The sequence below is a fragment of the Nocardiopsis algeriensis genome (assembly GCF_014203695.1).
GTDB classification, from domain to species: domain Bacteria; phylum Actinomycetota; class Actinomycetes; order Streptosporangiales; family Streptosporangiaceae; genus Nocardiopsis; species Nocardiopsis algeriensis.
In genome coordinates this window covers 300,158-320,406 of record NZ_JACHJO010000005.1, presented here as the reverse complement: position 1 = coordinate 320,406, position 20,249 = coordinate 300,158, and the positions used below count along the sequence as shown (strand labels likewise).

Below are 20,249 nucleotides of genomic sequence, written 5' to 3'. Positions count from 1 at the left end.
CTGTTCCCGACCTCTGCGGTCATGGCACCTAGACGGTGCTGCGGCGGGCCGCGCCGCCGAAGGCGCCCACGACCGCGCCCAGGGCGAACATCGAGGCCTCGTCCTCGTCCATGTGCACGATTCCGGCGGGCAGCAGGACGCGGTAGGGCTTCTCCTCGCGGGGGAGGATTTCCAAGCCGTCGACGATGCCCTGCCCCTGCAGCATCAGGAGGGCCTCCTCGACCCTTCCTTTGCGGTCTCCGCGAGACCAGATCGACATGCTTCACCCTCACTACGGGCCGGAGCGGCAGGCAGGACCGGTACGGGAGGACACCGCCCCGGGGCCGTCCGGTTCCGCTCGTGCGCCGTCTCTCCACGGCCGGCCGACATCCCATTGATATCACCGGGTGGCGGTGGCCACACGCTCGTTCACGGGCCGTGTCCGTGTCCGGAACCGGCCAACTGTCCGGAATGTTCGCGCTCTCCGGGCCCGGTATCGGCTGCGGGCGAAGAGGTGCGGGGGGTCGTCCCTGCGCCAGAATGCGAATCTACGATGTAAAGGCGACGCTTGCGGAGTCGGCTCCGATGAAGAAAAAACACCTTCCACGCCCGGTGTCCCGCAGGGACACCCCCGGAGCCCGCACCGGGAGCGGCCCGGGTTCCGTAGGGTGTTGTCCAGGTACGGGGTGCACAGGCCGGTTCCGGGCAGTATGGACGGATGTCCGGTCCGCCGCTCCCCGTACCGTTCCGGCGCCGGCCACGCCCGAAGGGCGGACGCGGGCCGGCGCCGGAACCCCGGTCATCGGCCGATACGCAGCATCCGGTGCGGTCCGACCGACCAGCCCAGGAAGAGAACTCCTCGCTCCGCGGGGCGGCCCTCCTGGGCGGCGCGCAGGCCGCCCAGGGCAGGGCGCAGGCGCTCCTGTGCGACCTCGGGAAGGTCGGCGACCCGCCGCTCCGTCTCCGCGAGTTCCTCCCGCTGCTCGCCCGGGGAGCAGCGGGACAGGAAGAACACGCCCTGGCGCCAGGCGAACGCCGCGTTCTTGATCCGGGGCAGGTCCGCGTACCCGCCCTCGCGAGGCACGGCCGCCACCATGTGCACCGCCGAGGCCAGGGAGCGCCGGGCCGCCTCCGCCCATCCGCCTGCGGGCCGGGCGCCCAGTTCCACCAGGGCGGCCAGGTTGTGGGTGGTGAGGATCTGGGCCTGCTCGATCACCGTGCCGTTGCGGGCGGGAGAGACGAGGGGGCGGCCCCGGGTGTTGTCCGCGCGCGAGTGGCACAGTGCCGCGAACGTCTTCGGAGCGTACGTCTTCTCAGGGGCGAGGCCGTAGTAGCGGGCGTACAGGCTGCCCCGCACCTGCCGGGCGGCCAGCTCGGCGGCACGGGCGAACTTGGGGGTGAAGCGGCCTGTGAAGATGTCGGCGGCGAGTTCCTCCACGAACGGCACGTCCAGCTCGGCGGCACGGGCGAGGCTGTCCAGCTCGCGCACCAGGGGATTGGGCACGATGGTGCCGGGGAAGTGCGTGAGCACCGCGTTCCCCAGGTGGAGGATCAGCTCGCGGGCAGCCCTCCGCCTGGTCTCGGCGGCGTCCCGGTGCCGTTCCAGCGCTCGGATCCAGGGCAGTTCGTGCGCGCGTACCTGGTGTTCGAGGTTCAGCAGGAGCAGGGAGCGCCTTCGGGAGAAGGCCGCGCGGTGGGCGGACAGCAGCCGGGCCAGGGCCGGGTCCGTGCTGGAGCCGGCTTCGGTCTGTGCCGCCAGTGCGGGGACGAGCTCGGCCAGGACCTCGGCGGAGGGGACCACGCCGCGCTCGACGAGCTCCCCGAGAGGAGCCGCTGCGGCCCTGGCCGCGATCGTACGCAGGCCGCCGGGGAGAGGGTGCCCCTCGGGCATCCCGAAGCGCCGAGCCTCCTCGGCCGTCACGGGGCTCAGGAGGCGGTCGATGCCGGGGACCCCCGAGCTCTGCGGCAGCGGCTCCAGGCGGGCCGAGAGCAGGCGGGCCGACATGTCGTGCGTGGGCAGGGCGGCCTGGGCGGCCTGGCGGGCCCGCAGGAGGATGTGCCGTTCGGAGCCGGGGCGGCCGCGCTTGGCGACCATGGAGTCGGCCGCGTGGCGCAGCAGGCCCCGCAGGCGGGGGGAGAGCTCCCCCGAGAGGGCCTCCCGCAGGGCGGCGAGCAGGATCGCGAGGTTCCTGCCCGGCTTGCGGTGCTTGGTGCACAGGGTGTGCTCGGCGGCCAGGCGCTCGTACTCCGCCAGCAGCGCGGCGCCGCGCTCGGACCATCCCTGAGGGCGGTGGGCGTCGGGGCCGCTGTCATCGGCGGTCTCCAACCAGTGGGCCAGCACGCGATCGGCGAACGGGTTCCAGACCGTGAGGGCCTCCCTCAGGGCGTGGGGCTGCCCGGTGCGCTGCGCGCGCTCGTCCAGTGCGGTCCGCACCTCGGCGACCGTCCTGCGGTGGACCGTGCCGGGGGGCAGCGCGTGGTGCGGTTCGGGGCGGGGGGTGAGGCAGAGGGCGGGAGCGAACCTGTCCAGCTCGGCGATCAGGTCCAGGGCCCCCGCGGTGTCGCCGGCGCGCAGGAGCCAGGCCACGGCGAGCAGGGCCGCCTGCTCGGGCTGGTCGAGGGCGTAGTCGCCGCTGTCGAGCAGGCGGGTGAGTGCGGCGATGCCCTCCTCAGTGAGGTGGTGGGTGTAGAGGGCGCTGCGGTCGGCGGGCAGGCCGTGGCGGCGGGCCAGTTCCTCCTCGTGGGGGCGCAGGGGCCCGCCGGCGGCGGGCAGGCCGGTGGCGAAGCCGCCGTGGATCACCTCGGGAGTGACCCAGGCGGGCAGGTGGCGGACGGGGGTGCGGGAGCCGATGGCGAGGGTGCCCTTCTCCATGCCCTTCCGGACCCGCTTCCAGGAGTGGGCGCGGCGCTCGGCGGCCTTGCGGACCGCGGGGTCGGTGTGGTTGTGGGCCGTGGCCAGGGCCCTGGCCAGCTGGGTGCGGACGTAGTCGGTGGAAACGGGGGTGTCCATGCCGGCACGGCGGGTCCTGCCCCCGCACCCTCCAGGCCGGAGCCGGGTGCTCTGCTCTTGAGCTACGTGCCGATCGGCGGAAGTGCTCTCGGCCGCGTTCCGCCGCAGGTCATGCTACCGATTTCGGGTTGGTCCGGAAAGGGATTTCCGGTGCACGGGGACGGTCGCCGCCCCGGTTTCGCGGTTTCCCTGACGCTGTGGGAGAGGCGCCGTACTGTGTGTGCTCGGACGGGACGTGTTCGGTTCGCAGGTGTCGGTGGGGGATGCATGGCAGAGGAGAACTGGCGGTGCGCGGTGTGCACCGCACGCAACGGGTCTTCGGAGCCGGTGTGCGGTGGGTGCGGGAACGCGCGTGCGTCGACCGTGCACGGCCCCGGCCGGGGAGGCCCGCCACCGCTCTGGAGGGAGGAGAGGGCCGAGACCGGGGCGCCCCTCGGACCCGGGGCCGAAGGAGGGCTCGACGACACGATGGCTCTCGAGTGGGAACTTCCGGCCATGGCCCTGGAGGAGTTCCTGGACGCCGGTGCGGGCGCGCCCGGGGACGGCCCGGGGAGGACGAGGTCCGGTTCCGTGCGCACCGGATCGGTGCGCTCCGGTGACGCGGTGACCGAGCCGCTGGCGGTGGCGCGGGAGCGCAGGCGGAAGGTGCCGCTGTGGGCGGGACTCTGCCTGGCGGGGGTGGTCGCGCTTGCCGGTGCGACCGTCGTTGCGGTGGTGGCCTGGCGGTGGGCGGCGCTCGGCGGGGAGGAGACCCCGCGTGCGGTGTCGCAGGCGGTGAAGGAGCGTCCGTGCCCGGCGCGTGTGTCGGAGATGGTCCCCGGCGGGGAGGGGACGCTGGTGGAGGCCTACGAGACGGGCCGGCACCGGATCGTGCTGTGCGCCGACGGGTCGGAACAGCTGTACTACTTCGGGGAGTTCCTCGACGGCAGCGGAGAGCCGATGCTCGTGCCGGCGGAGCGGACCGAGAGCGGCTACACGGCGCGGTCGGGACAGACCGGTTACGAGATCGCCGACGGGCAGGTCGTCGTCACCGGTGGGGACGGAGCGGTGATGGCGCGCCACGACCTGGTGGAGACGGCTGCGACCGAGTGAGGGAGGACGGGTGCGGCCGGTACGGACGCACCCGTGCGAACCCTGTGGTCAGTGGGTCTTGACCAGCATCGCGATGACGCCGGCGATGAACATGAGCGACAGGCTCACGCACATCATGACGAAGGCGATGGTTCCGAGCATGGTGGGTTCCTCACGTTCGTTGGTGCCGGGCTCGCCGGCGTGTACTGCCGGGCGGGTTCACCTTATCCCCCCTTCGGGGCGGGGTCTCGTCGGGTCCCGTTGTGACCTGCGCGGTTCCGGTCCCAGGAACGGCGGTAGGCCTCGACCAGCCATCGGTCGGCCCAGGCGCGGTCGGGTTCGGCGGGCAGGGGGGAGGTGCGGCACAGGGCGAGGAGGCGCTCCTCCAGTTCGGAGGTGCGTTCGAGGGCCTCGTCGCGGGTGCGGCGGCCGCGGCGCAGGTCCATCAGCCAGGTGCGGTCGGGTTCGGGCAGGGGCAGGGTGAGGCGGCCGGTCTCCATCAGTTCCACGCCCTGGAGGCCCAGGCGGACCATGTGGTAGGCGTACTTGGTGTCGAAGCCGTGTTCGGCGACGAGTTCGGGCCGGTTGGTGTGTCTGCCGCCGCGCAGGTCCGCCATGCGGTCGCGCTGGGCGCGCAGGTAGCCCAGGAAGCGTTCGCCGGTGCGGCGGGAGACGATGCGGTGGGTGTTGGCGCGCAGGTCGTGTCCGATGTCGTTGGTGTCGGTGAGCTCGTGGTCGGGGGCGAACAGGGGCAGCAGGACGGTGGGGTTTCCGTCCAGGGCCAGGCGCATCCACTTGCGCAGTGAGTACACGGTCAGGTCCAGGTCGCCGGAGCCGGAGCGGGTGTGCTCGGGCCGGGTGCGGTGGATGTACTGCTCGAAGGTGCGCAGGCCGATGACGTACTCGGGCGGTTCGACGCAGATGCCCATCTCGTCGCGGTCGCCCTGGCCCGGGAGTGCGAGGCCGTGGACGCCCGACCCGACCTGGCAGCGCAGGACGGTGCCGTGTGCGGCGATGTGCGCGAATTCGGGGGTGGAGTGTTTCACCGGCGTCTCCTTCCGTCCCGTGCAAGATAGTGGTCGGGGGAGGGGCGCCGCTCGGATTTTTGTCCCTTTCGCTGGGTTGTGGACACCCTTGGTGGTGAAAGTCGTGCCGACGAGGTGAATCGGGCAGTTCGGTACTTGCCTGGCGGTCCTGGGAATCGTTTACTGGTCCGCGTAACCGCGTGTTCCGCGTCAGTGAGCCAGGACAGGAAAGCAGGAACGTTGTCCACCGAGACCCCCAAGATCGACACATCCATCCCCCACAACGCCCGTATCTGGAACTACTGGTTGGGCGGCAAGGACAACTACCCGGTGGACCGGGAGATGGGCGAGCAGATCCGCTCGTTCTTCCCCGAGATCGTGGACAACGCGCTCGCCGACCGGGCCTTTCTCGTCCGCGCGGTCACCCACCTGGCGCGGGAGGAGGGCATCCGCCAGTTCCTGGACATCGGCACGGGCCTGCCCACGCAGAACAACACGCACGAGGTCGCCCAGTCGGTGGCGCCCGAGGCACGCGTGGTCTACGTCGACAACGACCCGCTGGTGCTGGCGCACGCCCGCGCCCTGCTGACCGGTACCGACCAGGGGGCCACCGACTACATCGACGCCGACCTGCGCGACCCACGGGCGATCCTGGAGCAGGCGGCCGAGACGCTGGACCTCTCCCGTCCGGTGGGCCTGATCCTGCTGGGCGTGATCTGCTTCGTGGAGGACGACGCCGAGGTCCGCTCGATCATGGACGAGCTGCTGGGCGGTCTGGCCCCGGGCAGTTTCCTGGTGGTCACCCACCCCACCGACGACATCGACCACGAGCGCGCCCACCAGGTGGCCGCGGCGTGGAACGAGCGCGGTACCCCCAAGCTCACCGTCCGCTCGGCCGCGGCCATCGAGTCGCTGTTCGAGGGTCTGGAGCTGTTGGAGCCGGGCGTGGTCTCCTGCGCGCTGTGGCGGCCCGAGGACGGGGCCGAGGAGATCCGGCCGGTCGCCGAGTACGGCGGCGTGGCCCGTAAGAGGTGACGGTGCGGCGGCCGGCCGGGTCCTGCCCGGCCGGCCGCAGCGCGGCCGGTCAGTCCCGGGGGCGCTGGTCGATGATGCGGCGGAACTTGCCGACGGAGCGCTCGATCCTCTCGGGGTCGACGACGTCGACGGTCACGCTGATCCCGACGCGGTCCTTGACCGTGGCGCAGATCTCGCGCTCCAGGGCCAGGCGGCGGTCGGCGGTGCAGTCGGGGGCGGCCTCCACACGCACCGCCATGCGGTCCAGGCGGCCCTCCTTGGTCAGGACGAGCTGGAAGTGCGGGGCGAGCCCGTCCAGGCCCAGGACGATCTCCTCGATCTGGGTGGGGAAGACGTTGACCCCGCGCAGGATGATCATGTCGTCGCTGCGCCCGGTGACCTTGTCCATGCGGCGCATGGGGCGGGCGGTGCCCGGGCGCAGGGTGGTCAGGTCGCGTGTGCGGTAGCGGATGACCGGCATGGCCTGCTTGGTCAGCGAGGTGAAGACGAGTTCGCCGTTGTCGCCGTCGGGCAGCACCCGGCCGTCGACCGGGTCGAGCACCTCGGGGTAGAAGTGGTCCTCCCAGATGTGCAGGCCGTCCTTGGTCTCCACGCACTCGTTGGCCACGCCCGGGCCCATGACCTCGGAGAGGCCGTAGATGTCGACGGCGTGGATGTCCAGGCGGCTCTCGATCTCCAGGCGCATCTTCTCGGTCCAGGGCTCGGCGCCGAAGATGCCGATCTTGAGCGAGGTGCTGCGGGGGTCGATGCCCTGGCGCTCGAACTCGTCGAGCATGGTGAGCATGTAGCTGGGCGTGACCATGATGATCTCGGGCTCGAAGTCCTGGATCAGCTGGACCTGCTTGGCGGTCTGGCCTCCGGAGGCGGGGATGACGGTGCAGCCGAGCTTCTCGGCGCCGTAGTGGGCGCCCAGGCCGCCGGTGAACAGGCCGTAGCCGTAGGAGACGTGGACCTTGTGGCCGGGGCGGCCGCCCGCGGCGCGGATGGAGCGGGCGACCACGGTGGCCCAGGTGTCGATGTCCTCGCGGGTGTAGCCGACGACGGTGGGCCGGCCGGTGGTGCCGCTGGAGGCGTGGATGCGGCTGACCCGGTCCTGGGGCACGGCGAACATGCCGAAGGGGTAGCTGTCGCGCAGGTCGGCCTTGGTGGTGTGCGGGAAGTGGCGAAGGTCCTCGAGTTCGCGCAGGTCCTCGGGCCGCACCCCGGCCTCGTCGAACTTCCTGCGGTACAGGGGCACGTTGGTGTAGGCGTGCTCCAGTGTCCAGCGCAGGCGCTCGAGCTGCAGGGCGCGCAGCTCGTCGACACTCATACGCTCGGCCGGGTCCAGGAGTTCGGGCTCGGGAGCCTGTCCGAGACGGGTGCGGGCACCGGTCGGCTGAGAAAGGGTGTCGTGGCTTGCCATGGGCCTCTCCGGAAAAGGTGCGCAGCGTTCGTCGCGCGGCGGTTCGCGGGGTGCGCGTAGTGGTGGTGGGGTGGTTCGTCAAGGGGGCGAACCGACTTGCTTACTGACCGAACGGTCGGTTACTAATGCATTAAGGCAGCCTCCGGGCAGCCGTGTCAAGGAGAAGTGTCGATGAGTTCACACAGGTCGGTGGCGCCCGCCACCGCCGGTAGCATGGGAGGCCGCACGTGAGCGACGTCTACGTGGTCGAGGGGGTGCGCACCCCCCAGGGCCGGTACGGGGGCGCCCTGGCCGCCGTACGCCCCGACGACCTGGCCGCCGCGGCCGTGTCCGAGGCGGTGCGGCGCGCCGGGATACCCGCCGAGGCCGTCGACGAGGTCGTCCTCGGCGCCGCCAACCAGGCCGGCGAGGACAACCGCAACGTGGCCCGCATGGCCGCACTCCTGGCCGGGCTGGACCCCTCGGTGCCCGGCTACACGGTCAACCGGCTGTGTGCCAGCGGACTGACCGCCGTGGCCTCGGCGGCCCAGGCCATCCGGGCCGGGGAGGCCGATGTGGTCGTGGCCGGCGGCGTGGAGTCGATGACGCGCGCCCCCTGGGTCATGGCCAAGCCGGGAACCCCCTGGGCCAAGCCGGGCGAGGTCGCCGACACCTCCCTGGGCTGGCGCTTCACCAACCCCCGCTTCTCCGCCCACGACGCGAAGGCGCCCGCCGGCGCCTCTCCCGAGGAGCTGCGCTACACCCTGTCCATGGGCGAGACCGCGGAGGAGGTCGCGGCCCTGGAAGGCATCACACGCGCCGAGTGCGACGCCTTCGCGCTGCGCAGCCACCGGCGCGCGGTCGCCGCCGCGGAGGCCGGCCGCTTCGAGGGCGAGATCGTCCCCGTCACCGTCACCGGGCGCAAGGGCGCCACCCACCAGGTCACGGCCGACGAGGGTCCGCGCCCCGACACCGATGCCGAGAAGCTGGCCGGGCTGCGCCCGGTCTTCCGTGAGGGCGGCGTCGTCACCGCCGGCAACTCCTCCTCGCTGTCCGACGGCGCCAGCGCCCTGGTCCTGGCCGGCGCCGAGGCCGTGGAGCGCCACGGCCTGACCCCGCGCGCCCGGATCGTGGCCTCGGCCTCGGCCGGCGTTCCTCCCCAGCTCATGGGTCTGGGCCCGGTCCCGGCCACGCGCAAGGTCCTCGAACGCGCCGGGTGGAAGCTGGAGGACGTCGGCTCGGTCGAGCTCAACGAGGCCTTCGCGGCCCAGTCTCTGGGTGTGCTCCGGCAGCTCGGCCTGGACGAGGAGCGCGTCAACGCCGACGGCGGTGCGATCGCCCTGGGACACCCGCTGGGCAGTTCGGGCGCGCGCATCCTGGTCACCCTGGTCAACCGCATGGAGCGCGAGGGCGCCGACCGCGGCCTGGCCACCTTGTGCGTGGGCGTGGGACAGGGCGTCTCCCTGCTGGTGGAGCGCCTGTGAGCGGGGGAGAGGCCAGGGAGATGCGGACGCTGTCCGTGGACTGGCGCGCCGACCGCGTGGTGGTCGAGCTGGACCGGCCGGAGGCGCGCAACGCCCTCAACGGCGCGATGATCGCCGAGCTGCACGAGGTGTGCGCCCGGGTGGAGGCCGAACCGCGGCCGCTGGTGCTCACCGGGGGCGGGGGTGTGTTCGCAGGTGGTGCCGACATCGCCGAGCTGCGCGAGCGGGGCCGCGAGGAGGCACTGGCGGGGATCAACAGCCGCCTGTTCGAGCGGCTGCACCGCCTGCGGGTGCCCACCGTGGCGGCCGTCGACGGCTGGGCGCTGGGCGGCGGAGCGGAGTTGTCCTACGCCTGTGACATCCGCATCGCCACCCCCTCCGCGGTCTTCGCCCAGCCCGAGCCGGGTCTGGGCATCATCGCCGGGGCCGGGGCCTGCTGGCGGCTGCGCGAGCTGGTGGGCCTGTCGGTGGCCAAGCAGGTGCTGCTGGGCGGCTACCGGTTGGACGCCGAGGCCGCGCTGCGCCACGGCCTGGTCGCCGAGATCGTGCCGCCCGAGGAGTTGATGGAGCGCGCGCACGCCCTTGTGGACCGGATGGCGGCCTCCTCGGCACTGGCGCTGCGCATGACCAAGATGGTGCTGGACGCCGAGGGGCCGCATCCGCTGGCCGACGACCTGACGCAGGCGGTGCTGTTCGAGAGCGCCGACAAGCACGACCGGATGACCCGTTTCCTGGAGAGGAAGAAGCGTTGAGCGCCACGTTGTCCCCCGCGCTCCCGGAGACCGTCGCCGTCATCGGCGGCGGCACGATGGGCGCCGGGATCGTCCAGCAGTTCCTGGCCTGCGGTTCCTCCGCCGTACTGGTGGAGGCCACCGAGGAGGCGGCCCGGGCCGGGCGCGAGCGCGTGGCCGCCGGCCTGGCCCGCGCCCGCGAGCTCGGCAAGCTCGCCGTCGAACCGGCCGACTGCCTGGAACGGCTGGTCACGGTCCTCGACGCCGCGCAGATCCCCGCCGCGGCGGGCCTGGTGGTCGAGGCCGTCCCCGAGCGGGCCGATCTGAAGGCCGCGGTGCTGGCCGCCGCGGAGAGGGCGGTGGGCCAGGGCGCGGTGCTGGCCACCAACACCAGTTCGCTGTCGGTGTCCGAGCTGGCCGCGGTCCTGTCCCGCCCGGGCCGCTTCCTGGGCATGCACTTCTTCAACCCCGTGCCCGCCTCCAAACTGGTGGAGATCGTACGGGCGCCCGAGACCGACCCGGAGGTGGTGGAGGCCGCGCGCGGCTGGGCCCGCGCCCTGGGCAAGACCGAGGTCGTGGTGCGCGACGCGCCGGGTTTCGCCACCAGCCGCCTGGGTGTGGCGCTGGGGCTGGAGGCCATCCGGATGGTGGAGGAGGAGGTGGCCTCGCCCGCCGACATCGACACCGCCATGGAGCTGGGCTACCGCCATCCCATGGGGCCGCTGCGCCTGACCGACCTGGTGGGTCTGGACGTGCGCCTGGCCATCGCCGAGTACCTGGCGGCCGAACTGGGGGAGCGGTTCGAGCCGCCGCAGCTGCTGCGCCGCATGGTCGCCGAGGGCAGGCTGGGCCGCAAGAGCGGGCAGGGTTTCCACACCTGGGACGAGGAGTAGAGCGTTGAGCGAGAACACCGCGGCGGAATTCGCCGAGGAGGACGGCCTGGCCGTCGTGCGCCTGCACCGGCCGGCGCTGGACCGGCAGGCCAAGGAGGAGCTGCTGGCGGCTCTGCGCCGTGCGGCCGCGTCGCGGACCGCGCGAGCGGTCCTGCTGCTGGGTTCGGACAAGGCCTTCTGCGTGGGTCAGGACCTGGCCGAGCACGCCCGCGCCCTGGCCGAGGACCGGGAGGGGGCGCTGGAGACCGTGCGCGAGCACTACAACCCGATCGTGCTGGCGCTGGAGGACATCGGGGTTCCGGTCGTGGTCGGCATCGGCGGTGCGGCCGTGGGCGCGGGGCTGGGTCTGGCCCTGGCGGGGGACGTGCGGGTGGCGGCGCGCCGCGCCAGGTTCGGCACCGCCTTCACCGGGATCGGGCTGGCCTCGGACTCGGGGTTGGCCGCGCGTCTGGTGCGCTGCCTGGGCCAGGCCCGTGCGATGGAGCTGATGCTGCTGGGCACGGTCTTCGGCGCGGAGCGGGCCCTGGACCTGGGGCTGGTCACGGAGGTCGTCGACGACGACGCCTGGGCGGAGCGCGCCGAGGAGGTCGCCCGTGAGCTGGCGGCCGGGCCCACCGCCGCCTACGCCGCGGCCAAGCGGCAGGTGCGCTCGGCCGCGGTGGGCGGGCGCGGGCTGCCCGAGCTGCTGGAGGAGGAGGCGGGGGATCAGGTCCGGCTCGGGGCGACCGACGACCACGTCGGCGCGGTCGAGGCCTTCACGGCCAAGCGGAGGCCGGTCTTCCGCGGCAGGTGAGGACCTCGGGCGGCCGTCCGTGAGCTGATCTGCCCTTGTCCTTCCCCCGCGCGGGGGCTTGCCCGCGCGGGGGGAACACGGGATACTAATTACTGACCGAACGTTCGGTTATGAATCTGGAGAGAGAATGACCGTGACGCAGGAGGCGCCCGACAGCGCCCACCAGGCGCACTTCGACGCCGCCATCGCCGCGGACCGGCGCATCGAGCCGCGCGACTGGATGCCCGAGGGCTACCGCAAGACCCTCGTGCGCCAGGTCTCCCAGCACGCCCACTCGGAGATCATCGGCATGCAGCCCGAGGGGGACTGGATCGCCTCCGCGCCCAGCCTGCGCCGCAAGGCCATCCTGCTGGCCAAGGTCCAGGACGAGGCCGGCCACGGCCTGTACCTGTACGCCGCCGCCGAGACCCTGGGCGTGGACCGCGCCGACCTGACCCAGCGCCTCGTCGACGGCCGCCAGAAGTACTCCTCGATCTTCAACTACCCCTCCCTGACCTTCGCCGACGTCGGCGTCATCGGCTGGCTCGTCGACGGCGCCGCCATCTGCAACCAGGTCCCCCTGTGCCGCAGCTCCTTCGGCCCCTACGCCCGGGCGATGGTGCGCATCTGCAAGGAGGAGTCCTTCCACCAGCGCCAGGGCTACGAGCTGCTCATGCGCATGATGGAGGGCACCGAGGGCCAGCGGGCCATGGTCCAGGACGCGGTGGACCGCTGGTGGTGGCCCTCGCTGATGATGTTCGGCCCGCCCGACGACGAGTCCCCCAACACCGCCCGCTCCATGGCCTGGGGCATCAAGCGCAACACCAACGACGAACTGCGCCAGAAGTTCGTCGACATGACCGTCCCCCAGGCCGACAAGCTCGGTGTCACCCTGCCCGACCCCGAACTGGTCTGGAACGACGAGCGCGGCCACTACGACTTCGGCGACCCCGACTGGAACGAGTTCAAGCAGGTCGTCTCCGGGGCGGGTCCCTGCAACGCCGAGCGCATCGCCCGGCGCCGGGCCGCCCACGAGAAGGGCGCCTGGGTCCGCGAGGCCGCCGCCGCCCACGCGAGGAAGCACAACACCGAGGAGGCTGCCGTATGAGTGAGAACAGCAGCGGGCCCGCCCGCCCCGAGTGGCCTCTCTACGAGGTCTTCGTCCGCGGCAAGCGCGGCCTCAACCACGTGCACGTGGGCTCCCTGCACGCCCCCGACGACACCATGGCCCTGCACAACGCCCGCAACCTCTACACCCGCCGCAACGAGGGTGTGAGCATCTGGGTGGTGCGCGCCGAGCACATCAGCGCCTCCAGCCCCGACGAGAAGGACCCCTTCTTCTCGCCCAGCGGGGACAAGGTCTACCGCCACCCCACCTTCTACCCCATCCCCGAGGACGTCCCCCACATGTAGGACGCGCCGCGCCCGGCGCGCGGCACCCGACCCGGGGAACACGAGGCTTCAAGGAGACGCATGAGTGGCGACAACATCTTCGCCGCGCTGACCGAGGAGCACGGCGGCGACGCCCGCTGGGCCTTCGGCACCGGCTTCACCGACGCCCTGGCGGGCGTGGACACCGACCTGCCCGACGGGGTGGACGGCCAGGACCTGGCCCTGTACTGCCAGATGCTCGGCGACGACGCCCTGGTCCAGGCCCAGCGGCTCACCGAGTGGGTCACCGACGCGCCCGAGCTCGAGGAGGAGATGGCGCTGGCCAACATCGCCCTGGACCTCATCGGCCAGGCGCGGCTGCTGCTGGCCCGCGCCGGACAGGCCGACGGGACCGGGCGCGACGAGGACGCCTACGCCTACTGGCGCGACCCCGCCGAGTTCCGCAACGTGCGCCTGGCCGCGGCACCCCGCGGCGACTTCGCCCGCGCGGTGGTGACCCTGCTGGTCCTGTCCAGCGCCCGCCTGGCCGTCTTCGCCCGCCTGGCCGACAGCCGCGACCCCGTCCTGGCCGCCGTCGCCGCCAAGGCCGTCCACGAGCTGGCCTACCACCGCGACTACGCCGCCTCCTGGGCGGTGCGCCTGGGCGACGGCACCGACTACTCGCGCGAGCGCATGCGGGCCGCCCTGGCCGACGTGTGGCCGCTCACCGGCGAACTGTTCGCCTGCCACCCCGTGGAGGCGCGCCTGGCCGGGCAGGGCGTGGCCGTGGACCCCGCCCAGGTGCGCGAGGAGGTCCACGGCGTCCTGGCCCAGGTACTGGCCGAGGCCCGACTGGAGGGGCCCGGCCCCTTCCCCGAACCCGTCCTGGCCGGACGGGAGGGCCGCCACGGCGCCGAGCTCGCACCTCTGGTCGAGGAGATGCAGAAGGTGGCCCGGGAGCACCCGGGGGCGACGTGGTGAGCACCGGGCAGCTCACCCGTGCGCAGGCGCTGGCCGCGGCCTCCGCCGTCACCGACCCCGAGCTGCCCATGCTCACCCTGGCCGACCTGGGGATCCTGCGCAGGGTCGAGGTCGAGGACGGCACCGCCCGGGTGTGGATCACCCCCACCTACTCGGGCTGCCCCGCCCTGGCCGAGATGCGCGCGGACGTCGACCGCGCCGTGCGTGCGGCCGGCTTCGACCGGGTGGAGGTGCGTACCGAGCTCTCCCCGCCCTGGACCACCGACTGGATCACCGCCGAGGGCCGGCGCAAGCTCGCCGAGCACGGCATCTCCCCGCCCGGCTCGGCACCCCGGCGCCAGGCCGGGCCGGTACCGCTGATCCTGTCGCCCACCCGGACGGTGCCGCGCTGCCCCCGGTGCGGTGCGGCCGACACCGAGGAGCTCTCCCGCTTCGGCGCGACCTCCTGCAAGTCGCTGCACCGGTGCCGCACCTGCCTGGAACCGTTCGAGCACGTCAAGGAGATCTGACAGTGACCATCACCGAGACGCCTCCGGCCGCCCGCCGCGGGGCGGCCTTCCACAAGCTGCGGGTGGCCGCTGTGGAGCGCCTGTGCGACGACGCCGTCGCCGTCACCTTCGACGTGCCCGACGAGCTGGCCGAGGTGTACGCGTTCTCGCCCGGGCAGTCGCTCACCCTGCGCCGGGTTGTCGACGGGGTGGAGGAGCGGCGCAGCTACTCCATCTGCGCGCCGGTGGGCTCCGCCCCGCGCGTGGGCGTGCGCCTGGTCAGGGGCGGCCTGTTCTCCAGCTGGCTGGTCGAACAGGTCCGCCCCGGGGACGAGATCGAGGTCGGCCCGCCCACCGGGCGGTTCTGCCCCGGACTGGACCGCGCGGAGCGCCACGTGATGATCGCCGCCGGCTCGGGCATCACCCCGGTGCTGTCCATGGCTGCCTCGCTGCTGGCCCGCACCGGCTCCGACGTCACGCTGCTGTACGGCAACCGGCGCAGCGACACGGTGATGTTCGCCGACGAGCTGGCCGATCTCAAGGACGCCTACGGCCCCCGGCTGGAACTGGTGCACGTGCTCTCACGCGAGCCGCGCGAGGCCGAGCTGTTCACCGGCCGGCTGGACGCCGCCAAGCTGGAGGCCCTGCTGGACACCGTGGTGGCCGCCGATGCCGTCGACCACTGGTGGCTGTGCGGGCCCTACGGAATGGTCACCGACGCCCGCGAGGTGCTGGCCGGGCGCGGGGTGCCCGGGGAGAGGGTCCACCAGGAGCTGTTCTTCGTCGAGGGCGCCGAGCCCCCGCCCCAGGCCCGCCACGAGGACCCGGAGGTGGAGGGCCCCGCCAGCGAGGTCACCGTCGTCCTGGACGGGCGCACCAGCACCCTGACCCTGCCGCGCGGGGTTCCGGTGCTGGACTCGGCCCAGCGCTACCGGCCCGACCTGCCCTTCGCGTGCAAGGGCGGGGTGTGCGGGACCTGCCGGGTCAAGGTGTGCGGCGGCGAGGTGCGCATGCTGCGCAACTACGCGCTGACCGACGCCGAGGTCGAGGCGGGGTATGCGCTCTCGTGCCAGGCGCTGCCCGAGACCGACGCCGTGACCGTGGACTTCGACGCATGAGCGCGCGCAACGAGACCGCCTGGCGGATGTTCGAGAACGACCGGGCGTCCAAGAACCTGGGGATGCGGCTGGTACGCGCCGACCACGGCACGGCCGTGGTGGAGATGACGGTGGGTCCCCTGATGGTCAACGGGCACGGGATCGCCCACGGCGGTTTCGTGTTCACGCTGGCCGACACCGCCTTCGCCTGCGCCTGCAACACGGACGGGGGAGGGGTGACGGTGGCCGCGGGGGCCGATGTCACCTTCGTTGCCGCCGCCCGCGAGGGCGATGTCCTGGTGGCCACCGCGCAGGAGCGCACGCTCTACGGGCGCAGCGGTCTCTACGACGTGACGGTGCGCCGGGACGGGGAGGTCGTGGCCGAGTTCCGCGGCCGCAGCCGCACCCTGGCGCCTCGCGCCTGAGAAGTACGGAGGGGCCGGAGCGCCTTGCGGCGCTCCGGCCCCCGGTGTCCGTGCCCGATGGGCCCGGACACAGGCCGGGGCCCGCGTCCCCCAACGCAGGCCCCGGCGGACGCGGCCGACACGCACTGAGTGCGATGGCCGCTGGGAAGGCGAACGTAGCGTGTGATGTCGTGTCGGAAACCCCCATTACCGACACGAGCGCGTACGTCCGCGCATGGATTGTGGTGTGCGCTCTGCGGGATCTCGAGTGGAGTGGCTTCGGGATCGGGATCGGGGTCGGGGTCTGTTCCGGAGCGCTTGTATCTGTCCCAACGCCTCTCGTGTAGGTGGTGTTCCCCGTGAGAGCGCTGATTTTCGGGCATCACCGTAAAAAGCGGGTGCCAACCGTGCCACGGAATCCCTAAGCCCCTGGTGGGCAGGGACTTTCACGCCGCCGGGGCGCAGGGAGATGTGAGCGGTCTCATGGCCGCGGGGGCGGGGACAGGTCGGGATCCAGGCTGCTGAGGGTCGCCACCACGTCGGCGAGAGCGTCGGCCAGGACGACCGGCTCACGTGCGGCCTCGTGTTCGGCGCGGTCGTGGTCGGAGGGTCGCTGGAGGGGAAGGGGCCGGGTCTCGGGGAATGCGGCCATGGGTTCGTGCGGGCGCGGGCCGGGATGCGCCCTCCTCCTTCTCGTGTGTGCCCGCCTCGTGTGGCCGAGGCGCGGCGACCGGTACCGGCCTCACCAGGCTTAGCACGTGCGGGGGACATTGCGCGAACACGGAGCGTGCCTGTGGACGAACGGGGTCCCTCGCCGAGGAATCGGGCATCAGGAATAGCAGGGGCGAACTTCTCCGTTGTCCATGGTAGCTTCGTTGGAAAATATTTCTTTGGAAAGCATTTTGGAGCCGATCATGCAGTTCGGAGTCTTCTCGGTCGGGGACGTGACCACCGACCCCACGACAGGGCGCACACCGACAGAGCACGAGCGGATCAAGGCCATGATCGCCATCGCGCTCAAGGCCGAGGAGGTGGGCCTGGACGTCTTCGCCACCGGCGAGCACCACAACCCGCCGTTCGTGCCCTCCTCACCCACCACCATGCTCGGCTACGTGGCGGCCAGGACCGAACGCATCGTCCTGTCCACCGCCACGACCCTGATCACCACCAACGATCCGGTCAAGATCGCCGAGGACTACGCCTACCTCCAGCACATCGCCGACGGCCGGGTGGACCTGATGATGGGCCGCGGCAACACCGGCCCCGTCTACCCCTGGTTCGGCTACGACATCCGCCAGGGCATCCCGCTGGCGCTGGAGCACTACAACCTGCTGCACCGCCTCTGGCGCGAGGACGTGGTGGACTGGGAGGGCAAGTTCCGCACCCCGCTGCAGGGCTTCACCTCCACGCCCAGGCCGCTGGACGGCGTGCCGCCCTTCGTCTGGCACGGCTCCATCCGCAGCCCCGAGATCGCCGAACAGGCCGCCTACTACGGCGACGGCTTCTTCCACAACAACATCTTCTGGCCGCCCAGCCACACCAAGAAGATGATCGCGCTCTACCGCCGCCGCTACGAGCACTACGGCCACGGCAAGGCGGAACAGGCGATCGTGGGCCTGGGCGGGCAGGTCTTCATGCGCAAGAACTCCCAGGACGCCGTCCGCGAGTTCCGGCCCTACTTCGACAACGCCCCGGTCTACGGAGGCGGCCCCTCCCTGGAGGAGTTCACCCGCGAGACGCCGCTGACCGTCGGCAGCCCGCAGCAGGTCATCGACCGCACCCTGACCTTCCGCGAGATGTTCGGCGACTACCAGCGCCAGCTGTTCCTCATGGACCACGCGGGCCTGCCGCTCAAGACCGTCCTGGAGCAGCTCGACCTGCTGGGCGAGGAGGTCGTCCCCGTGCTGCGCAAGGAGTTCGCCGCGGGGCGCCCCGCCCACGTCCCCGACGCGCCCACCCATGCCTCGCTCCTGGCCGCCCGGCGGAGCGCGGGCACCGCGTCCGACCAGGGGTAGACACCCGCTCCGGGCCGCGGAAGGCGGGGGCCTCCGCGGCCCGGACAACGGGACCGGGGCCGTGTCCGGCCGTCGGCGGTTCAGGCGCCGGCCACCTCCCGCGCGGCCCCGTAGAACAGGGCGACAGCCACCGCTCCGGGGTCCGGGCTGCCCAGGGCGGCCTCGCCCACGTAACTGGTGCGCCCCCTGCGGCCGAGCAGTCCGCTGGTGCCGTCGGCGCCGACGCGCGCCGCCTCCGCCGCCGAGCGCAGCCCTTCGGACAGGCTCAGGCCGCCCTCGACCGCCTCGGCCAGGGCCTCCGAGGCCGGGGCGATGGCGTCGACCATGGTGCGGTCACCGACCCGGGCCGATCCCAGTCTGGCGACGGTGGCCCATCCGTTCGCTGTGGCCCCGGCCAGCATCTCCAGGGTGAACGCCTCCGCCCCGGCGCCCGCCTTGCCGAACTCGCGGAACCACATGCCGAACAGGGGCCCGCTGGTGCCCCCGCTGTGGCCCAGGAAGGTCTCGCCCAGCACCTGGAACGGGTCTCCCGCCGCCGTCGACCCGGCAGCGGCCACGGCTTCCCGTGAGCGGCGCAGCGCGGCGGCCATGTTGGAGCCGAAGTCGCCGTCGCCACTGCGGCGGTCCAGGTCGGTGAGGTACCCAGCCTCCTCCTCGACCGCGTCGGCGAAGGCGAGGACCCATCGTTCCACGTCGGCGATGTCGAGCTGCTCTGCCATGTCGGTGCTCCCGTGTGGACTGCGGTGGCTCTACCAGGTGAGCGCGGGGGTGGCGACCGGGGCGTCCCACAGCTCCAGCACCTCGTCGTCGGCCCGTACCAGGGTGAGGGAGCAGCCCGCCATGTCGAGGGAGGTCACGTAGGTTCCCACCAGCGAGCGGACCACGTCGACCCCCGCATCCTTGAGCACGCGCCGCGCCTCCCGGAAGACCCCGTACAGCTCCAGGTCGGAGGTGGCGCCCAGGCCGTTGACGACGGCCAGCACCCGCGAGCCGCGTCCGAGCCCCAGTGCCTCGGCCAGTGGTGACACCATCTGGGGCACGATCTCGCGCGAGGGCCCGAACGCCCGCCTCTGCCGGGCCCGCTCACCGTGGATGCCCACACCGAACTCGACCTCGTCCCCGGGCAGCTCGAAGGACGGCCGGGACTGCCCCGGGTGGGCGCCCGCGGCCAGCGCGACGGACAGGGTGCGGCTGCCGGCGGCGACCCTGCGGCCGAGCGCGGTCAGTTCCGCCAGGTCCGCGCCCCGCTCGGCCGCGGCGCCGCAGACCTTCTCCACCACCACGGCCGCCGCCGTGCCCCTGCGGCCGGGGCCGTCGTCGGTGTCCGTCGCCAGGTCGTCGTCGACCAGGACGATCCCGCTCTCCACGCCCTCGTCGGCCAGCAGCTCGCCGGCGATACGGAAGTTGAGCACGTCGCCGGTGTAGTTCTTGACCACGTGCAGCACGCCCCGCCCGGTGTCGACCGCCCGGGAGGCGGCGCGGATCTGCACGGCGGTGGGCGAGGTGAAGACGGCCCCGGGTACGGCGGCGTCGAGCATGCCGGTACCCACGAAGCCCACGTGCAGGGGCTCGTGGCCTGAGCCGCCGCCGGAGACCACGGCCACCTTGCCGGAGGCCGGGCGGGCACGTACGACGTAGGCGGGGTCGGCGTTGAGGCGCACGTGACCGGGCCAGGCCGCGGCGAACCCCTCCAGTGCCTCGGCCACCACGTCACCGGGGTCGTTGACGAACTGTCGTCTCAAGGTCGGGCTCCGTCTTCCGGCGGCTCTTTCCCGCGTCCTGGGCGACATAGCCGCGTGCGGCTCCGCCCAAACGTCCGCGGAGCCGCCGGCCCGTGCGCGGGAAGGCTCAGGTGCCCAGCCCCGACATCAGGTCGGCGAACGGAACCGGCTCCTCGTAGGGGTCCGCGGCGGCAGGGGAGCGGTCGGCGGCCAGCACCGCGAGCTGGCGTCCGGCGCGCTCGATGCGCTGCGCCAGTTCCCGGCCGCCGCTCCCGCCCGCACCCCAGTCCTCCGAGGCCGCGTACACACCGGTGGGGGCGACCACCGAGCGGGTGTGGGCGAACATCGGCCGCAGGGCGTGCTCGAGCACCAGTGAGTGCCGGGGGCTGCCGCCGGTCGCGCCGATCAGCACCGGCGTACCGTCCAGGTCCTCGGGGTCCACCACGTCGAAGAACGACTTGAACAGGCCGCTGTAGGAGGCGTTGAAGACGGGAGTCACCGCGATGATCCCGTCGGCCTCGGCGATGTCGTCCAGGACCGGGCGCAGTCCGCCGGTGGGTACCCGGGTGATCATCGCGTTGACGACGTCGTGTGCCACGTCGCGCAGTTCCACGGTGCGGGTGCTGACCTCCTCGCCGCGCTCGCGCAGCGATGCCTCCGCGGCAGCGGTCAGCCTGTCGGCGAGCAGGCGGGTCGAGGAGGGGGTGCTCAACCCCGCAGATACGGTCACCAGTGTGCGGGTCGCCATCTTTCCCCCCTAGAAAAAAGCTTCTTGAGAAGTAGTTTTCTTA

General features: G+C 72.5%; 21 protein-coding genes. 13 read left to right on the top strand and 8 right to left on the bottom strand.

Going from position 1 to position 20,249, the window contains the following annotated elements:
• Positions 1–28 precede the first annotated feature (28 nt).
• A complete protein-coding gene (locus FHS13_RS10190; RefSeq protein ID WP_184290806.1) occupies positions 29–259 on the bottom strand; it encodes a hypothetical protein in 231 nt (76 codons plus the stop codon).
• 519 nt (positions 260–778) lie between these two features.
• Positions 779–2,989, bottom strand: coding sequence for a transcriptional regulator (locus tag FHS13_RS10185; RefSeq protein ID WP_184290804.1), 2,211 nt, complete (start codon positions 2,987–2,989; stop codon positions 779–781).
• Positions 2,990–3,457: 468 nt separating this feature from the next.
• On the opposite strand from FHS13_RS10185, the gene FHS13_RS10180 reads away from it, so the two are divergent.
• Positions 3,458–4,081: a hypothetical protein gene (locus FHS13_RS10180; RefSeq protein WP_184290802.1), complete on the top strand. Its 624-nt coding sequence runs from the start codon at positions 3,458–3,460 to the stop codon at positions 4,079–4,081.
• A gap of 203 nt (positions 4,082–4,284) precedes the next feature.
• On the opposite strand, the gene FHS13_RS10175 is transcribed toward FHS13_RS10180, so the two are convergent.
• Positions 4,285–5,106 (bottom strand): DNA polymerase beta superfamily protein, encoded by an 822-nt coding sequence (locus FHS13_RS10175; protein ID WP_184290800.1) that lies wholly within the window; start codon positions 5,104–5,106, stop codon positions 4,285–4,287.
• Between the two features lie 219 nt (positions 5,107–5,325).
• Between FHS13_RS10175 and FHS13_RS10170 the strand changes: the two genes are divergently transcribed.
• The gene (locus tag FHS13_RS10170; protein WP_184290798.1) at positions 5,326–6,120 is read left to right on the top strand and encodes an SAM-dependent methyltransferase; all 795 of its coding nucleotides are present in this window, start codon (positions 5,326–5,328) and stop codon (positions 6,118–6,120) included.
• Positions 6,121–6,169: 49 nt separating this feature from the next.
• Here the strand turns inward: FHS13_RS10170 and paaK are convergent, their stop codons facing one another.
• A complete protein-coding gene (gene paaK, locus FHS13_RS10165; RefSeq protein ID WP_184290796.1) occupies positions 6,170–7,522 on the bottom strand; it encodes a phenylacetate--CoA ligase PaaK in 1,353 nt (450 codons plus the stop codon).
• Between the two features lie 227 nt (positions 7,523–7,749).
• Here paaK and FHS13_RS10160 point away from each other — a divergent pair, with 227 nt between their 5' ends.
• The 10 genes from FHS13_RS10160 (at position 7,750) to paaI (ending at position 15,743) form a co-directional block, all read left to right on the top strand.
• A complete protein-coding gene (locus FHS13_RS10160) occupies positions 7,750–8,985 on the top strand; it encodes an acetyl-CoA C-acyltransferase (RefSeq protein ID WP_184290794.1) in 1,236 nt (411 codons plus the stop codon).
• Between the two features lie 20 nt (positions 8,986–9,005).
• Positions 9,006–9,737, top strand: a complete 732-nt coding sequence (locus tag FHS13_RS10155) for an enoyl-CoA hydratase/isomerase family protein (protein WP_184291011.1) — start codon at positions 9,006–9,008, stop codon at positions 9,735–9,737.
• Positions 9,734–10,609: a 3-hydroxyacyl-CoA dehydrogenase family protein gene (locus FHS13_RS10150; protein ID WP_184290792.1), complete on the top strand. Its 876-nt coding sequence runs from the start codon at positions 9,734–9,736 to the stop codon at positions 10,607–10,609. The genes FHS13_RS10155 and FHS13_RS10150 overlap by 4 nt, the downstream gene beginning before the upstream one ends.
• A 4-nt stretch (positions 10,610–10,613) precedes the next feature.
• The gene (locus FHS13_RS10145) at positions 10,614–11,402 is read left to right on the top strand and encodes an enoyl-CoA hydratase/isomerase family protein (protein WP_184290791.1); all 789 of its coding nucleotides are present in this window, start codon (positions 10,614–10,616) and stop codon (positions 11,400–11,402) included.
• A gap of 127 nt (positions 11,403–11,529) precedes the next feature.
• Positions 11,530–12,489 carry a 1,2-phenylacetyl-CoA epoxidase subunit PaaA gene (paaA, locus tag FHS13_RS10140; protein WP_184290789.1) on the top strand — a complete coding sequence of 320 codons (960 nt, stop codon included), beginning with the start codon at positions 11,530–11,532 and terminating at the stop codon, positions 12,487–12,489.
• On the top strand, positions 12,486–12,794 hold the full coding sequence (paaB, locus tag FHS13_RS10135; protein ID WP_184290787.1) for a 1,2-phenylacetyl-CoA epoxidase subunit PaaB: 309 nt from the start codon (positions 12,486–12,488) through the stop codon (positions 12,792–12,794). Before paaA ends, paaB begins: the two co-directional genes overlap by 4 nt.
• Positions 12,795–12,854: 60 nt before the next feature.
• On the top strand, positions 12,855–13,733 hold the full coding sequence (gene paaC, locus FHS13_RS10130) for a 1,2-phenylacetyl-CoA epoxidase subunit PaaC (RefSeq protein WP_184290785.1): 879 nt from the start codon (positions 12,855–12,857) through the stop codon (positions 13,731–13,733).
• On the top strand, positions 13,730–14,242 hold the full coding sequence (gene paaD / locus FHS13_RS10125) for a 1,2-phenylacetyl-CoA epoxidase subunit PaaD (RefSeq protein WP_425491168.1): 513 nt from the start codon (positions 13,730–13,732) through the stop codon (positions 14,240–14,242). The genes paaC and paaD overlap by 4 nt, the downstream gene beginning before the upstream one ends.
• On the top strand, positions 14,239–15,339 hold the full coding sequence (paaE, locus tag FHS13_RS10120) for a 1,2-phenylacetyl-CoA epoxidase subunit PaaE (protein ID WP_184291009.1): 1,101 nt from the start codon (positions 14,239–14,241) through the stop codon (positions 15,337–15,339). The genes paaD and paaE overlap by 4 nt, the downstream gene beginning before the upstream one ends.
• Positions 15,336–15,743, top strand: coding sequence for a hydroxyphenylacetyl-CoA thioesterase PaaI (gene paaI, locus FHS13_RS10115; protein ID WP_184290772.1), 408 nt, complete (start codon positions 15,336–15,338; stop codon positions 15,741–15,743). The genes paaE and paaI overlap by 4 nt, the downstream gene beginning before the upstream one ends.
• Before the next feature lie 460 nt (positions 15,744–16,203).
• Here the strand turns inward: paaI and FHS13_RS10110 are convergent, their stop codons facing one another.
• Positions 16,204–16,374, bottom strand: a complete 171-nt coding sequence (locus tag FHS13_RS10110; RefSeq protein WP_184290770.1) for a hypothetical protein — start codon at positions 16,372–16,374, stop codon at positions 16,204–16,206.
• A 262-nt stretch (positions 16,375–16,636) separates the two neighbouring features.
• Here FHS13_RS10110 and FHS13_RS10105 point away from each other — a divergent pair, with 262 nt between their 5' ends.
• Entirely contained in the window at positions 16,637–17,737 is a 1,101-nt protein-coding gene (locus FHS13_RS10105; RefSeq protein ID WP_184291007.1) for an LLM class flavin-dependent oxidoreductase, read from the top strand.
• A gap of 80 nt (positions 17,738–17,817) precedes the next feature.
• Here FHS13_RS10105 and FHS13_RS10100 read toward each other — a convergent pair whose 3' ends face one another.
• From FHS13_RS10100 to FHS13_RS10090, 3 genes are all read right to left on the bottom strand, one after another.
• Positions 17,818–18,456: a DAK2 domain-containing protein gene (locus tag FHS13_RS10100; protein ID WP_184290768.1), complete on the bottom strand. Its 639-nt coding sequence runs from the start codon at positions 18,454–18,456 to the stop codon at positions 17,818–17,820.
• A 30-nt stretch (positions 18,457–18,486) separates the two neighbouring features.
• Positions 18,487–19,479 carry a dihydroxyacetone kinase subunit DhaK gene (locus FHS13_RS10095; RefSeq protein ID WP_184290766.1) on the bottom strand — a complete coding sequence of 331 codons (993 nt, stop codon included), beginning with the start codon at positions 19,477–19,479 and terminating at the stop codon, positions 18,487–18,489.
• Positions 19,480–19,585: 106 nt separating this feature from the next.
• Positions 19,586–20,206, bottom strand: a complete 621-nt coding sequence (locus tag FHS13_RS10090; protein WP_184290764.1) for an FMN reductase — start codon at positions 20,204–20,206, stop codon at positions 19,586–19,588.
• Positions 20,207–20,249 lie beyond the last annotated feature (43 nt).

What these genes read in the sequence shown, in the direction of transcription:
- FHS13_RS10190 (WP_184290806.1), bottom strand. Translation starts at nt 259, where the DNA reads ATGTCGATCTGGTCTCGCGGAGACCGCAAAGGAAGGGTCGAGGAGGCC.
- FHS13_RS10185 (WP_184290804.1), bottom strand. Translation starts at nt 2,989, where the DNA reads ATGGACACCCCCGTTTCCACCGACTACGTCCGCACCCAGCTGGCCAGG.
- FHS13_RS10180 (WP_184290802.1), top strand. Translation starts at nt 3,458, where the DNA reads ATGGCTCTCGAGTGGGAACTTCCGGCCATGGCCCTGGAGGAGTTCCTG.
- paaK (WP_184290796.1), bottom strand. Translation starts at nt 7,522, where the DNA reads ATGGCAAGCCACGACACCCTTTCTCAGCCGACCGGTGCCCGCACCCGT.
- FHS13_RS10155 (WP_184291011.1), top strand. Translation starts at nt 9,006, where the DNA reads ATGCGGACGCTGTCCGTGGACTGGCGCGCCGACCGCGTGGTGGTCGAG.
- paaA (WP_184290789.1), top strand. Translation starts at nt 11,530, where the DNA reads ATGACCGTGACGCAGGAGGCGCCCGACAGCGCCCACCAGGCGCACTTC.
- paaB (WP_184290787.1), top strand. Translation starts at nt 12,486, where the DNA reads ATGAGTGAGAACAGCAGCGGGCCCGCCCGCCCCGAGTGGCCTCTCTAC.
- paaC (WP_184290785.1), top strand. Translation starts at nt 12,855, where the DNA reads ATGAGTGGCGACAACATCTTCGCCGCGCTGACCGAGGAGCACGGCGGC.
- paaI (WP_184290772.1), top strand. Translation starts at nt 15,336, where the DNA reads ATGAGCGCGCGCAACGAGACCGCCTGGCGGATGTTCGAGAACGACCGG.
- FHS13_RS10110 (WP_184290770.1), bottom strand. Translation starts at nt 16,374, where the DNA reads ATGGCCGCATTCCCCGAGACCCGGCCCCTTCCCCTCCAGCGACCCTCC.
- FHS13_RS10105 (WP_184291007.1), top strand. Translation starts at nt 16,637, where the DNA reads ATGCAGTTCGGAGTCTTCTCGGTCGGGGACGTGACCACCGACCCCACG.
- FHS13_RS10100 (WP_184290768.1), bottom strand. Translation starts at nt 18,456, where the DNA reads ATGGCAGAGCAGCTCGACATCGCCGACGTGGAACGATGGGTCCTCGCC.
- FHS13_RS10090 (WP_184290764.1), bottom strand. Translation starts at nt 20,206, where the DNA reads ATGGCGACCCGCACACTGGTGACCGTATCTGCGGGGTTGAGCACCCCC.